The sequence below is a fragment of the Enterococcus sp. 5H genome (assembly GCF_028128615.1).
Taxonomy (GTDB): Bacteria; Bacillota; Bacilli; order Lactobacillales; family Enterococcaceae; genus Enterococcus_L.
Map to the genome: position 1 here is coordinate 92,552 of NZ_AMDP01000022.1, position 14,500 is coordinate 107,051.

At 33.6% G+C, this 14,500-nt stretch carries 13 protein-coding genes; 12 read left to right on the forward strand and 1 reads right to left on the reverse strand.

Features of this window, described 5'->3' with window-relative positions; genetic code table 11:
* Nucleotides 1-16: 16 nt before the first annotated feature.
* The 11 genes from C240_RS09730 to lepB all read left to right on the forward strand — a co-directional run bounded on the left by C240_RS09730 (nucleotide 17) and on the right by lepB (nucleotide 11,278).
* Nucleotides 17-481: a YaiI/YqxD family protein gene (locus C240_RS09730; RefSeq protein ID WP_271495194.1), complete on the forward strand. Its 465-nt coding sequence runs from the start codon at nucleotides 17-19 to the stop codon at nucleotides 479-481.
* 118 nt (nucleotides 482-599) lie between these two features.
* The gene (locus C240_RS09735) at nucleotides 600-1,676 is read left to right on the forward strand and encodes a D-alanine--D-alanine ligase (RefSeq protein WP_271494789.1); all 1,077 of its coding nucleotides are present in this window, start codon (nucleotides 600-602) and stop codon (nucleotides 1,674-1,676) included.
* Between the two features lie 113 nt (nucleotides 1,677-1,789).
* Nucleotides 1,790-3,157 carry a UDP-N-acetylmuramoyl-tripeptide--D-alanyl-D-alanine ligase gene (locus tag C240_RS09740; protein ID WP_271494792.1) on the forward strand — a complete coding sequence of 456 codons (1,368 nt, stop codon included), beginning with the start codon at nucleotides 1,790-1,792 and terminating at the stop codon, nucleotides 3,155-3,157.
* 335 nt (nucleotides 3,158-3,492) lie between these two features.
* Entirely contained in the window at nucleotides 3,493-5,025 is a 1,533-nt protein-coding gene (gene cshA, locus C240_RS09745) for a degradosome RNA helicase CshA (RefSeq protein WP_271494795.1), read from the forward strand.
* Nucleotides 5,026-5,274: 249 nt separating this feature from the next.
* A complete protein-coding gene (gene acpS, locus C240_RS09750; RefSeq protein WP_271494799.1) occupies nucleotides 5,275-5,628 on the forward strand; it encodes a holo-ACP synthase in 354 nt (117 codons plus the stop codon).
* 177 nt (nucleotides 5,629-5,805) lie between these two features.
* Nucleotides 5,806-6,924: an alanine racemase gene (gene alr / locus C240_RS09755; RefSeq protein ID WP_271494802.1), complete on the forward strand. Its 1,119-nt coding sequence runs from the start codon at nucleotides 5,806-5,808 to the stop codon at nucleotides 6,922-6,924.
* Between the two features lie 15 nt (nucleotides 6,925-6,939).
* Nucleotides 6,940-7,320, forward strand: a complete 381-nt coding sequence (locus C240_RS09760; RefSeq protein ID WP_271494805.1) for a type II toxin-antitoxin system PemK/MazF family toxin — start codon at nucleotides 6,940-6,942, stop codon at nucleotides 7,318-7,320.
* A 411-nt stretch (nucleotides 7,321-7,731) separates the two neighbouring features.
* Nucleotides 7,732-8,433: a hypothetical protein gene (locus C240_RS09765; RefSeq protein WP_271494808.1), complete on the forward strand. Its 702-nt coding sequence runs from the start codon at nucleotides 7,732-7,734 to the stop codon at nucleotides 8,431-8,433.
* A 36-nt stretch (nucleotides 8,434-8,469) separates the two neighbouring features.
* Nucleotides 8,470-9,822, forward strand: a complete 1,353-nt coding sequence (locus C240_RS09770; RefSeq protein ID WP_271494811.1) for a hypothetical protein — start codon at nucleotides 8,470-8,472, stop codon at nucleotides 9,820-9,822.
* 32 nt (nucleotides 9,823-9,854) lie between these two features.
* Nucleotides 9,855-10,229, forward strand: a complete 375-nt coding sequence (locus C240_RS09775) for a LysM peptidoglycan-binding domain-containing protein (RefSeq protein ID WP_271494813.1) — start codon at nucleotides 9,855-9,857, stop codon at nucleotides 10,227-10,229.
* A 221-nt stretch (nucleotides 10,230-10,450) separates the two neighbouring features.
* Nucleotides 10,451-11,278: a signal peptidase I gene (gene lepB / locus C240_RS09780; protein ID WP_271494816.1), complete on the forward strand. Its 828-nt coding sequence runs from the start codon at nucleotides 10,451-10,453 to the stop codon at nucleotides 11,276-11,278.
* Between the two features lie 203 nt (nucleotides 11,279-11,481).
* On the opposite strand, the gene C240_RS09785 is transcribed toward lepB, so the two are convergent.
* Entirely contained in the window at nucleotides 11,482-12,963 is a 1,482-nt protein-coding gene (locus C240_RS09785; RefSeq protein WP_271494818.1) for a helix-turn-helix domain-containing protein, read from the reverse strand.
* A gap of 178 nt (nucleotides 12,964-13,141) precedes the next feature.
* Between C240_RS09785 and C240_RS09790 the strand changes: the two genes are divergently transcribed.
* A complete protein-coding gene (locus C240_RS09790; RefSeq protein WP_271494821.1) occupies nucleotides 13,142-14,494 on the forward strand; it encodes an FAD-dependent oxidoreductase in 1,353 nt (450 codons plus the stop codon).
* Nucleotides 14,495-14,500 lie beyond the last annotated feature (6 nt).

Consider the following 14,500-nt stretch of genomic DNA (forward strand, 5'->3'; position numbering starts at 1 on the left):
GCGAGAGGTAGCGATGATGAAATTAGTAATAGATGGTGATGGATCACCAGTAAAAGATACAACGATTGAAGTAGCTTTGGAACAGTTGTTAGATGTGTTGATTGTAACGAGTATCGACCACTATTCGCTGAAAGAATATCCTGAAAATGTTTCCTTTGTTTATGTAGATAAAGGAGCTGACGCAGCAGATTATAAAATCGTTCAGCTAATTAAAACAGGTGATATTTTAGTGACGCAAGATTATGGATTAGCTTCATTAGTTTTACCCAAAGGTGTTCGTGTTTTGCATCAGCTGGGTTATGAATATACCAAAGACAATATCGATGGTTTGTTGGAGCAGCGCTATTTTAGTGCGAAAGTTCGTAAAAGCGGAGGGCATACGAAGGGACCAAAAACTTTTACCAAAGCAGATCGTGAAACGTTTAAGGCTAAGTTAATTGATTTGATTCAGTCAATGAGGTCCGAATCAAACAAAAATTAGTTGAATTTTTTATTTGATTCTATTCGGTTAAAAACTTTTATGCTAAAATATGAAAGAGCTATTTTGAATTTCACTGTTGAGTACAACAATGTAAAAGAAAACTTAGGAGGAAAAGCATTTGAAGATTACTTTGCTATATGGTGGGAGAAGTGAAGAGCACGATGTTTCAATATTGTCTGCCTATTCCGTTTTAAATGCGATTTATTATAATTATTACCAAGTTCAGTTGGTTTTTATCAGTAAAGATGGTGAATGGGTCAAAGGTCCGCTTTTATCAGAAAAGCCTGAAAGTGAAGATGTTTTGAAACTAAATTGGTCAAAAGACGGCGAAGTAGACAAGTGGGGCGAATACACTGGAAAAGTTATTATGCCTTGTGAAATTAAGGAAGAAGATACGATCGTTTTCCCAGTACTTCATGGACCAAATGGTGAAGATGGGACGATTCAAGGCTTTTTAGAAACGTTAGGTCTGCCATATGTTGGGGCGGGTGTTTTAGCAAGTGCTAATGCAATGGACAAAATTATGACCAAATATTTATTGCAGACAGCTGGTATCCCTCAAGTACCATACGTTCCGGTTCTGAAAAGTAATTGGAAAGAAAATCCTAAAAAAGTCTTTGAGCAATGTGAAGGATCATTGATTTATCCTGTTTTTGTTAAACCAGCTAATATGGGTTCCAGCGTTGGTATTAGTAAAGCGGAAAACCGTGAAGAATTGCAGAATGCTTTGGAAGAAGCGTATCGTTATGATTCTAGAGCAATTGTTGAACAAGGAATTGAAGCTCGTGAAATTGAAGTTGCGATTCTAGGAAATGAAGACGTTCGAACAACTTTGCCAGGCGAAATTGTTAAAGACGTTGATTTTTATGACTATAACTCGAAATATATTGATAATCAAATTACGATGCAAATTCCAGCAGAAGTACCAGATGAAGTTCATCAAAAGGCTCAAGAATTTGCGAAAAAAGCTTACACCATTTTAGACGGCAGCGGATTAAGCCGCTGTGATTTCTTTTTAACAAGCAAAAATGAATTGTTCCTAAATGAGTTAAATACAATGCCGGGATTCACACAATTTAGCATGTATCCATTGTTATGGGAAAATATGGGGTTGAAATATAGTGACTTGATTGAAGAATTAATTCAATTAGCGCTAAACCGCTTTAAACAAAGACAAAGCTTTTATGACAGATAGATAAATACAAAGGGGAGGGGGAAAAACACTAGAGGTTTTGACTCAGCCCTTTTATGTTGATGTGTTATTTTAATAAACCTAACTGAGATTACGTTTGAAAAGGAGAGTAACCGATGAAACTAACTTTTTGGGAAGTAGCTGAAGCAACAAAAGCGACAAATGATTGGAAACAATGGCAAGATTTTGACTTAACTGGAATTGAATTTGACAGTCGTTTGATTACAAAAGATAACTTATTTGTTCCGCTTAAAGGTACAAATGATGGACATTCCTTTATTAACAAGGCTATTGAAAATGGAGCAGGAGCAGCATTTTGGAGTTCAACAGAAGCCGCACCAGCAGAGCTGCCGATTATAAAAGTGCCAGATACGTTAAAAGCGATGCAGGATTTAGCTGTGTATTATTTACAAAAAATGCAGCCAACAGTCATTGCGATTACAGGAAGTAATGGAAAAACAACGACGAAAGATATGACTGAAGCTGTTTTAGCGCAACAATTTAAAACCTATAAAACGCAAGGGAATTATAATAACGATATCGGTTTACCGTACACCATTTTACATATGCCGGATGAAACTGAAAAACTGATTTTGGAAATGGGAATGGATCACGCTCACGAAATTGATTTCCTCTCTTTGCTAGCTCAACCAGCTGTAGCGGCCATCACAATGATTGGTGAAGCCCATATTGAAAATCTAGGTTCCAGAGCAGGAATTGCCCAAGCGAAAATGGAAATTACTGCTGGGTTAGTGAAAGATGGCTTATTGCTGATTCCCTCAGAAGAACCGTTATTAAAACCTTTAATCAAAGACTTACCGCAAACCATTCAAACTTTCGGTTGGGAAAACGCGGACTGTCAAGCTGAAATTATAGAAGCTCAAAAAGAACAAACAAGTTTTAAAATAAATGGTTTGGACACCGTATTTACAATTCCTGTTCCTGGAAAATATAATGTAGGTAATGCTCTAATTGCACTGTCAATTGGACAATGGTTCGAGATTCCGGAAGAAAAAATACAAGCAGGTTTAGCTGGATTTAAACTAACTAAAAATCGTACGGAATGGGTTAAAACAAAAAGCGGTACTGAAATCTTAAGTGACGTTTATAATGCAAATCCAACCGCTATGAACCTAGTTTTAGATAGTTTTGGTCAAATGCCAACACAAGGAAAAAGAGTAGCTGTTTTAGGAGATATGCTTGAATTAGGTGTTGATTCAGCCGCGATGCATGCTTCTGTTAGCCAACATTTAAACCCAACTGAAATTAACGAAGTTTTTCTTTATGGAAATGAAATGGCCACGTTGAGAGAGGCCTTAAAAGAAAAATATTCAGAAAAACAGATTCACTATTTTACTAAAGAAGAAAAATCAGATTTAATTGCTGAATTAAAAACAATCCTTAACCCAACAGATATGGTTGTTTTAAAAGCTAGTAACGGCATGGGGCTGAATGAAGTTTTAAATAATTTGATAGAAACTTAGTAAGCTTTCATAAAACTTGCTGAAAACCTAAAAATATGCTAGAATAACCTATTGCCGGAAGATCGAAGTAGAGAAATAGTTAGTCCCTGTAAAAGGAACTTATCTATTAATATAAAGATTAAAAAAGCTAAACGAAGTCGTTTGGCTTTTCTAGTGCCTGTAGGCTTCATAAGGTGGATTTTTCGGTAACGCTAATGAGAAAATAAAATAGACCTATGTTGAAGGTTTATGCGCATAACGGAACATTTTCAAAATTAGTGAAAGTCAAATCACCTGTAACAAAACACAGAAAAAGTAAATTTTTCTACAACAAACATTATCTAGGAGGATATCATTTGAAATTTAAAGAACTTGGCTTAACACCAGAATTATTGACATCAATCGAACGTTCAGGTTTTGAAGAAGCTACCCCGATTCAAGCAGAAACAATCCCATTGGCATTACAAGGAAAAGACGTTATCGGACAAGCTCAAACAGGAACAGGTAAAACTGCTGCTTTTGGTTTACCGATGTTGCAAAAAATTGATACATCAAAACGTATGTTACAAGGATTAGTTATTGCGCCTACGCGTGAATTAGCAATCCAAACACAAGAAGAATTATACCGTTTAGGCCGCGATAAAAAAATCCGCGTTCAAGCAGTTTACGGCGGAGCCGATATTGGTCGTCAAATTCGAGGACTAAAAGATAATCCACATATCGTTGTCGGAACACCTGGTCGTTTATTAGATCACATTAATCGCCGTACATTAAAATTAGAAACAGTTGAAACACTAGTTTTAGATGAAGCAGATGAAATGTTGAATATGGGCTTTTTAGAAGATATTGAAAAAATTATCTCTAAAGTACCAGCAGAACGCCAAACACTTTTATTCTCAGCTACAATGCCGACTGCTATCAAAAACATTGGCGTTAAGTTTATGAAAGAACCAGAACACGTGAAGATCAAAGCAAAAGAAATGACTGCTGATTTAATTGATCAATACTACGTTCGCTCAAAAGACTTCGAAAAATTCGACATCATGACTCGCTTATTAGACGTTCAAACACCAGAATTAACGATTGTTTTCGGTCGTACTAAACGTCGTGTAGATGAGCTTGCTCGTGGATTAGAAGCTCGTGGCTACAAAGCTGAAGGTATTCATGGTGACTTGTCACAGCAAAAACGTATGAGTGTTTTACGTTCATTTAAAAATGGTAATTTAGATATTTTAGTAGCAACAGACGTTGCAGCTCGTGGATTAGATATTTCAGGCGTAACACACGTTTACAACTACGATATCCCGCAAGATCCTGAAAGCTACGTTCACCGTATCGGCCGTACAGGTCGTGCTGGTAAAGGCGGAATGTCAGTGACTTTCGTTACACCGAATGAAATGGGCTATTTACATGTTATTGAAGAATTAACGAAAAAACGCATGACACCTTTACGTCCACCAAGTGAAAAAGAAGCCTTTAAAGGACAATTAGGTGCAGCTATTGAAACAGTCGAAGAAAAATTAAAAGAAAACGGTCTTGAAAATTATCTTCCATCTGCAGAAAACCTATTAGAAAAATATTCTGCTGAAGATTTAGCAGCATTGTTATTAAAAACTATTTCTAAAGATCCATCAGATGCTGTTCCAGTTAAAATTACACCGGAACGTCCATTGCCATCAACTAAAAAAGGTTTTAATAAAAATAACCGTGGTGGAGGCGGCGGAAACAGCCGTAACCGCAATAAAAATGGTGGCGGCGGCTACCGTGGTAATAAAAACAACAAAGGGCACAGCAGCAGCGGTGGCTACAACAAAAATAAAGATAATCGCTCTGCAAAACGTCACAACGACAAAAAACGTAGCTTTGTTATAAGAGATAATTCAAACTAAGCAAATTAATATATGGCTAAGCACAGCCTAACTATGATTATTGAAAAAATTAATAATCGTAAATTAATTGATAAAGTAAGAACAATTGGATAATTTCTCACTATTTAAGTCGTTTTATAGAGGCGTAACAAAGCTTAAAAACTTTGTTACGCCTTATTTTATTAATTTTTACAATTAATATGTGGAAAATTTGCTAAAGTTTGATAGAATAAGAGTAATTTATAAAATAAAAAAAGAGGACTTGGAAGAATGATAAAAGGAATTGGGATAGATATGGTAGAACTTTCAAGAATTGATAAGATCATTACCACAAAGTCTTCTTTTATAAAAAGAGTTCTCACGGTTGAAGAGTATGCAATCTTTCAAAAACTACCGCACAAACGACAAGTTGAATTTTTAGCTGGTCGCTTTGCATGTAAAGAAGCATTTTCTAAAGCTTGGGGCACAGGAATTGGTAATGTTGGGTTACAAGATATTGAGATTTTAAAGGAAGAAAACGGCGCGCCGAAAGTCACCAAATCTCCTCATCAAGGAAAAGTATTTGTGTCAATTTCACATACCGATACGTTTGCAGTTGCGCAGATTATTCTGGAAGATGAGTAATTAGATATGGAATTGTTTTTATTTAAAGATATTTGAATAAACAGTATAACAAAAGTGTAACTTGATTTCTTTACGTTCAGTAAGTAAAATCAACACTAACATAGTACAATGATAAAAAGGGATTATATTTAGGCGATAACTACATTTATTTCGCTTATTAAAGAAAGAAGGACACATATGGCTGTAGGATGGCACCGTCCCACAAAGTTAGTAATTGATACACAAGCAATTACAGAAAATGTTTGTAATGAAGTAAAACGAATGCCTGAAACTACAGAATTATTTGCTGTAGTTAAAGCAAATGGGTATGGACATGGAGCTGTTCAAGCTGCTAAAGCAGCGAAAAAAGGTGGAGCAACAGGTTTTTGCGTAGCGATACTGGACGAAGCGATAGAATTACGTCAAGCAGGTATTACAGATCCAATACTTATTTTAAGTGTTGTGGACATTTCCTACATAGATTTACTGCTAGAATACGATTTATCAGTCACAGTAACAACGCAAGAATGGTTAGAACAAGCGATTAAACATTTAACCCATATAGAAACACAAGCACCATTAAAAATACATATAAAAGTTGATACAGGAATGGGACGTATTGGATTTATGAATGCCCAGACGACTAAACAAGCAGTTGAACTCACACAATCAGCTACCTGTTTAATTTGGGAAGGATTATTCACTCACTTTTCGACAGCAGACGAAGTGGATATTAGTTACTTTAATAAACAAGAACAACGTTTTCAAGACATCATATCAGAGCTTAAGCAATTACCTAAGTATGTACATGTTAGTAATAGCGCTACAGCTTTATGGCATCCGGACAATGTTGGGAATATGATTCGTCTTGGTATTGCAATGTATGGGTTAAATCCTTCCGGTAATTTATTACCTGAACCGTATCCATTAAAACCTGCTTTAAGTTTAGTTTCAACATTGATCCAAGTGAAGAAGCTGCCTAAAGGTGAAGGGATTGGCTACGGCAATACCTATACAACAAGTAGTGACGAATGGATTGGAACTGTACCGATAGGTTATGCAGATGGTTGGTTACGTCATCTACAAGGATTTTCAGTATTGGTAAATGGAATCAAATGTGAAATTGTTGGGCGAATTTGTATGGATCAATGCATGATTCGATTGCCGGAAAAAGTCGCTGTCGGTACACGGGTTACATTAATCGGAGACGACAATGGAGAAACAATAACGATGCAAATGGTAGCTGAAAAGTTAGACACGATCCATTATGAAGTAGCATGTACATTTTCAGAACGTATGCCAAGAGAATACAAATAGAATAGGAGGTTCCAAATGGTCAAAAGGGGTGACATATATTTTGCAGATCTATCCCCTGTTGTAGGATCAGAACAAGGGGGAGTACGTCCAGTACTCGTAGTGCAAAATAATTTAGGCAATCACTTTAGTCCAACCATCATTGTGGCAGCAATTACCGCAAAGATGGCAAAACCAAAATTGCCGACACATATAGGAATTAATTCGGAAGAAACAGGGATAGAACGTGATTCTGTTATTTTGTTAGAACAAATTAGAACAATTGATAAAATCCGCTTAAAAGAAAAAGTTTGTCATCTAAGCACTGAAATTATGGGATCAGTTGATCGTGCATTAGGAGTCAGCATAGGAATTGTTGAATCAGAATTAGAACAAGAAAATTTGGGTACATACCGTTAAATCAATTCTACTTATTTTAAAAATAGAGACTTTTACTTCAATAGTATTTAGAAAAAAATCCAAAGTATTGGATTTGTGTAAGTAAGTTTATCGAACTGATCTTAACTATTAGTCATGTTATTTTTACTTATGAAATGAAAATCTAAAATAACCCAGAATAGAGAAATCATAATAAAAAAAAATCAAGGTAAACAGGTGGTTTCCTTTGCAATAAATAATAAAAAAATGCTAAATTATATGAAAGCATTCACTGTTTTTGTTGACTTTTGGAGGATTATATAAAAAAAAGTTGGCAATAACGCAGTGTAATGTTACAATAAACTATGTATAATTGGGTGGAAAGTGGATAACTTTCAAAAAAATAGATTTATTTAGTGTTTTTTTATTAATGGATAAGGGAGTTTATTTTTGATGACGATTTTCATGTTTGCATTAGTAGTAATACTGTTTCTTTTTTTCTGTTATCAGTTATATGTACGATTCCAACTGGAAAGTCTGGATTCTGATAGCCCTAAAATGAAACGGAAAATCAATTTTTACAAGTATCAAGAAAACAATCGATCATTACTTTTTTTAATGATTGCAGCAATTATTTTTAGCTTAATCTTATTGGGAATCTTGTATAATCAAGATGCGTTAAGAAAAGATAATAAAGATTTAGAATTGAAGATAGAAGAAATCAAAGATACTAAAGGAAGCGCCGTTTCAGGCGCTGAAATTGAAAGTTACCAACAAGATGCTTTAAAATTGACAGAATTTCCTTGGAAAAAAATTGTAGAAAGTCGAGATGCTCAGGCTTTAGATAATTATGAACTTCAGCTTATTAGAGATTGGCAGCCCTTTTTTGGAGAAACTAACGTAGCAATTATGATTAGTCAAAAAACGGAAACTCTGACGATTTCAGTTTTTCCAACAGCATTGTCATTCAACGATTTCCAAACAGCTGAAAAAAACATTGAAACTTTCGTAAATGAGCTGCAGCCGGTAAAAGAAATCACAATGATTGATTTCAACTGTACATATCGAGATCAAACAAATAAACTATCAAAACAATCATTTGTTTATTCAAGAGAATCAAAAGACGTTAACTTAGAAAAAGTAGCTTTAGGTTAACAAGTAACAAAGAAATAAAAAGTGGGGCGTGTAAATATGGCAAAAAGGCGGTTAATTAAAAAAATCAATGAAGTTTCTGAAGAAGAACTATCTCAAGATATTACTTTTAATTCAGATAACGAACAACAACCGACAGTAACAACAACTAATAATAGTGCTTTATTAGATGAACAAGAAAAAGAAATTACACGATTAAGAGAATTAATCGAAGAATACAGAATGCAAGAATCAGAATTCGAACAAAACAAAGACGAAAATTTCCGTTTGTCTCAACAAAATAAACAATTAGTAATTAAGGTCGAAAGTAATCAAGAAGAACTTGAACTACTAAAAGAGAAAAATGACGAATTAGCAACACAACTTAATCAAAAAGAAACTGAAATTTTTGAGTTGGAAGATGCAAATGAATTATCAGATTCAACTGAAGAAATTGCTCGGTTAAATGCACAAATTGACGCATTAAAAAAAGAAAATGTTAATGGGCAAGAACAAATCGCTTACCTTGAAACAGCGCTTATCGAAAAAGACAAAGCATTAGAAATAAAAATTCTAGAAAAAGAAACAGAGATCCAACAATTACAAGCTAAATTAGCTGCCCAAGGAAATATGGGTGAAAAAGAAGAAGCATTGGAGACGGTGAAGATGGAATTAGAAGCATTAAATGAAAAACTTCAAACGACTGATAAAGAAAATCAAGAGTTGACACAAAAACTTGCTGATCTTCAAGGACAAATGAACCAATTACAAAAAGAAAATCAAGAGCTTAAAGATAAAGAAATAACTTTATCAGTAACAAATGATTCTTCTATTGACAACGGTCGAATTGATGAGTTGAAAAAAGAATTAGAAGCAGTCTTAAAAGATAAATCTGAATTAGAAGCAAATCTTGGACGTATTCAAGGACTTAACGATAAATATTCTATTCAAAAAAATGTTTCCGAATCTGAATTAGCTGGCTTGAGAAGCATGTATAAAGAAAAAGAAGAAGAACTTGCAACAATTAACGCTGAGTTAGAAACAATGCGTAATGTATCTGCTACAGGGGATGCAAAAGGCGAGCAATTAACTGAATTATTGCAAGCTAAACAACAAATTAATGATTTATTACTGAAAAATCAATCATTACAAGAAGAAGCACTAAAATCTCAACAAGAGATCGGTGAAGTTATGGTTTCTGCGAAGAAAGAAGCAAATCGTATTATTAGTGAAGCTCAAGTAGAAGCTAAACATATGATTAATTCAGCTGAGCTTGAAATGTTGAATATCGGTAATCGTGCGAAGAACATTTCTAACGAAGTAGAAGAATCTAAAAATGAAGTTATGACTATTTATCGTGAATTAGAAGAACGTTTAAGCAAATTATCACGATTAGATAAAAATGGAAACTAGTCTGCCTGAAAATAGATGAGAGGAAGAACAATATGAAAAAACGAATCAATAAAACACATCTTATATTGTTGATTTTCTCTACAGTATTGTTTAGCACTGTTGTGTACTTTATGTCTAATTCATTGGTTTTAGGGGCTTCTGTTGGCGGTAATGAAACTATGCCTGTGCCAGTTCCAGCATCTACAGAGCAGCAAGCTGAATTGCCAGTAGAGTCTTCAGCAGAGGCAGAACAGACTGTCGAAAGTCAAAAAAGTGAAACGCCTAAAGAAGTTTATGTTGTGAAAAATGGTGAAACTTTATGGGAAATTGCTCAAGATATGAGTTTATCAATCCCAACATTAATGAATAGAAATCAACTTAGCAGCAGTGTAATCTTTGAAGGTCAAGAATTAGTATTGGATAATTAATAGATAAACATTGTATCTGAATATTACCTGTCTACTTTTAACGAATTTAAGTGAGGGAAGCAAAACGTTTGTTTAAGTTTTGTTGCCCTCACTTTTTCATTATGGAGAAAGATATATTCGTAGGAAAAAATCCAGATGACTAATGGAGTTTTTATATGGAAAAATCTAAAACAGTCTGTTATTCTTAACTAAGAGTATAAAGAGTTTAATCGAGGTGTATCATGGATGAGATGAAAGATGAGCGTTTAAAACGACCAACAAAAAAGAAAACCAATCATAGTGAAAAGCCAAAAAATAGAAAATCACAACCTTCTGCACCTAAAAAGAAGCGGAGAAAACCGAGAGAGCAAGACCGAAATCCTGAAGATAGTCTCCGAGTAAAATCAGATCGAGAAGATACTGCTGTTTTACCAAAAGGAAAGATGCCTCCTCGTAAAAAGAAACGAAAGAAACTCACTAAAGAAGAAATTGAAAAAAGAAGAAAGAAAAAAAGAAAAGACAACATTATTGAAATTATCAAGTTCATGTTGCCAGTAGTAATTTTTGCGATCATTGTCTTTTTCTTCATTTTAAATACTTCACCACATATGGTTGATGGAGATTCTATGAATCCGACCTTATTAAATAAGGATCGAGTTATTGTTAGACGAACAAAAGATCTACAAAGATACGAAGTTATTACATTTAAACCACCTGTAGATAGTGAGTACCAGTATGTAAAACGAATTATTGGGATGCCAGGAGATACAATTTGGACAGAAGGCAGTGATTTATTTATTAATCATCAAGCTGACGAGTTGCCTGATGTTTCTGAACTTTCTGCGGCTACTGAACTACCGGATGGTACAATAAAAGTGAATATATCAGAAAAGGCCTTAGAACAATTGTCTCAGTTGGATAAAATTCCAGATAATCATTACTTTGTTTTAGGAGATAATCGGAACAATTCTAGTGATAGCAGGGCGTTTGGACTGGTGGATGGACAAGCTGTTGAAGGTGTAGTTTCATTTAGATATGCTCCGTTCGATCATATAGGCTGGATAAAATAAAAAAACGATAAACTTTATCGTTTTTTTATTAACAAAAGAATCGAAAGATGAAATTTATTTTTCAAAAAAAATGAAATAAAAACAAATATTTTTTTAGTTAAATTTCAGTAATTCTCATTAAATTTCGCAGATAGAAAGAAAACAGAGAACATAAAGCTCTATTTTTTTGCTATAATTTCAATTAGTAATAGTTAAAATTAATTTTATCTAGTATCAATTAATTGAATAATTAGTTTTTCAATTTCGGTCATGTCATAACTGTTTCCGATATCAGAAAAGATATAGACAAGTTCTTGCTTATCTTCAATAGCTTCAGTATAAATGTTAGAAAGCAGTATGTCATAATGGCTATCTTCATTAAAGTCTTCGGCTTTGATCGGATATTTATGACCTAGAACATTAGTAAGATGCTGAATGACTAATTCACCGATAAAAGGATTCAAGGAATGATAAACTCCGATGGTAATCTTTTCCTCATTCAATTCTGCAATATGATTTAAAATAATTGTGTAGTGAATTTCAGTAAATTTATTTTTGTAGTTGCCTTTTTCCCCATCTTGATCAAATTTTTTCGTCGCAATCTCCATTAATTCTACTACTTCATTACCGGAAAATGGATGGCGATGAGCATTAACAATGGATTTAATCGTCCAACTATCAAAGGGTAAAATGAATCCATCGAAATAGTAAAGTTGAGAGTGTAATTGAAATAATAAATTTTCAATATACAATAAACGAGCAGAAGAAGCATAGCTTGATAAGTAACCTTGTTGCTTCAAATATTTTAAAATAACTTTATTCATGTAGTTTAAATAAGAACTTTCTCTGCGTTGTTTTTCAGCCAATCTAAAAGCAAAAGAAGAATTGGGCGAAAAATTATGCATAGAACAAAAGAAATCATAAAACATGTATGCTTCGTAAATAGAATATGGACGGTCGATTTTTTTCATATATGTATGTAGGGCAATGTTAAGTTCTTCAAATAATGGTCGATCAGGATAATCATAGTTTGGACTGATAACAGGATTATATTCTGTTGTGACACGTCTGAAAGATATTTTCATCCATAATTTAATTTGAAGGACTTCAGTTGGATCAAATACCAAATTAAGGGATTCTTTTAAAATCTCTATAAAGCCAAGGTATTGATTCGCTGTTTCTTTTTCCAGACTCGACTTATCTTCAAATAGAAACCAAAAGAAGCTAAAGAAAAAGTAACGAATTTGCTTTTCTTCACCGATAAGTTTTCCTCGTTTGATTTGTAGACGGAATTCTTTTAATAATTCATTAAGCTCAGTAATTTTACGATAATAAGTTGCAGAGCTGATAGCATAATTTAATTGAAAATAGTCACAACTTAACTCACCTTTTGTAAATAACTGATTTACCATTTGAAATTTTATCGATTTATCTAAAAAAAGGACAACAACTTCTTTTAAGGGAAAAGTTTGTTGTTTTTTTAGAGTTATATGTTCACCTTGGATGGTTATTTCAACTTGGTCTTCTATCTTATTCTCTTCGAGAAAGCTTTGGAGAAAGGAAAGGTATTCATTTAAAGTTGGTAAACTAATTTGAAATTCATGAACTAGCTCATTTTTTGTTGCTTTGCCTTGATTATTATAGAGAAATAATAATATATCATTCATATAATCAAAGGGCTTTTCTAAAAAATCTCGTTTTAGCATAATAGACACCTCATATTAAGGATACTTTATTCATGAGAAAATGGCAATACGCAACTTATAAAAAGAAAATTTGTACTTATTATTATTTAAAAATATTGTAATTTTCTATATAATAGGACAGAACGTTATTTTTGTTAAATTTTTATAAAATAGTAATAATGTATCTGCTGAAGGGAGTATGACTTTAGTGAAAGTAGTAATTATCGGAGGCTCACATGGAGGACTCCAAGCCGCAATGACACTAAAAAAATTGAATTCTAAGATTGAAGTCGTTTTGATTGAAAAAAGAGGTGAGCTTAGTTATATTTCGAGTGGGATTATCTTGAAAATGAATCACTTGATAGATGAACTAGATCAAGCAAGATATACTACTTTAGAACAACTAATTTTCCAAGGAGTAGAAGTATTACTTAATACCGCCGTTACTAAAATAAACTCGGAGAAAAAAACAATCATCTGTGAAGAGTCCGATGAAAGAACCATTGAAGTTAATTACGATAAATTAATTTTAGCAACAGGCTCGAATCAATTCTCTACCAATATGACATTGCCAAGTGAAGATAAGGTTACTGTATTTAAAAGTTATCCTAGTTCAGTGGCTGTTTTGGAAAAGCTAGAACAGGCTCAGACGATTTCAATTGTTGGTGGTGGTTATATTGGTGTGGAATTATGCGATGCGTTAAAGGATAAAGGCAAAGAAATTCATTTAATTGAAAGTGCTGATTCTCTTTTATTCCGTTACGTAGGCAAAGAAATTTCTACAATAATCGAGAAAAAAATCGAAAATGCTGGTATTCATCTTCATCTAAACGAAAGTGTCATCGGTTTTTCTGATATTGAAAACGAGCCATTTATAACAAAAACAACCAATGAAGAAATAAAAAATGATTATGTAGTTGTTGCGGTAAATGCGCGTCCAGATACAACGTTAGTTAAGGATAGATTAGAGTTAAATGCTAATGGAACGATTCGAGTTGATGAGTATATGCAGACAAGTGATCCGGATATTTTTGCTATAGGAGATGTGATTTCTTATCCTGTACACAATAGCTATCGTAAATCATTTATTCCCTTAGTTAATAATGTTGTACGAAGTGCGACGGTTGCAGCGATGAATATATTAGGACATTCGATGAAATATACGATGACCCAAAAAACGACAGCAACTAAAATTTTTGGCTGCTTTATTGCTACAACTGGTTTAACAGAAGTAGAAGCCGTATTTGAAGGAATTGATGTAGAAAGTATTTTTTTAACATTACCATGTCAGTTGCCTTATCTCGAATTGCAAGAAGAAGTGAGCATTAAACTGGTTTTTGAGAAAGGCAGTCATAAATTAATTGGCGGTCAATTGATGTCTGAAAAAGATATTACGCAATCGATCAATACATTATCACTAGCAATTGATAAAGAAACCACTCTAGAAGAACTGGTGACAATGGATTTCTACTTTAATCCTGCAATTAATCAACCAATGGGGATTATTAGTCGTGCAGCATATGAATTTTTAATCCGAAAATATCAAGAATAGATTTTT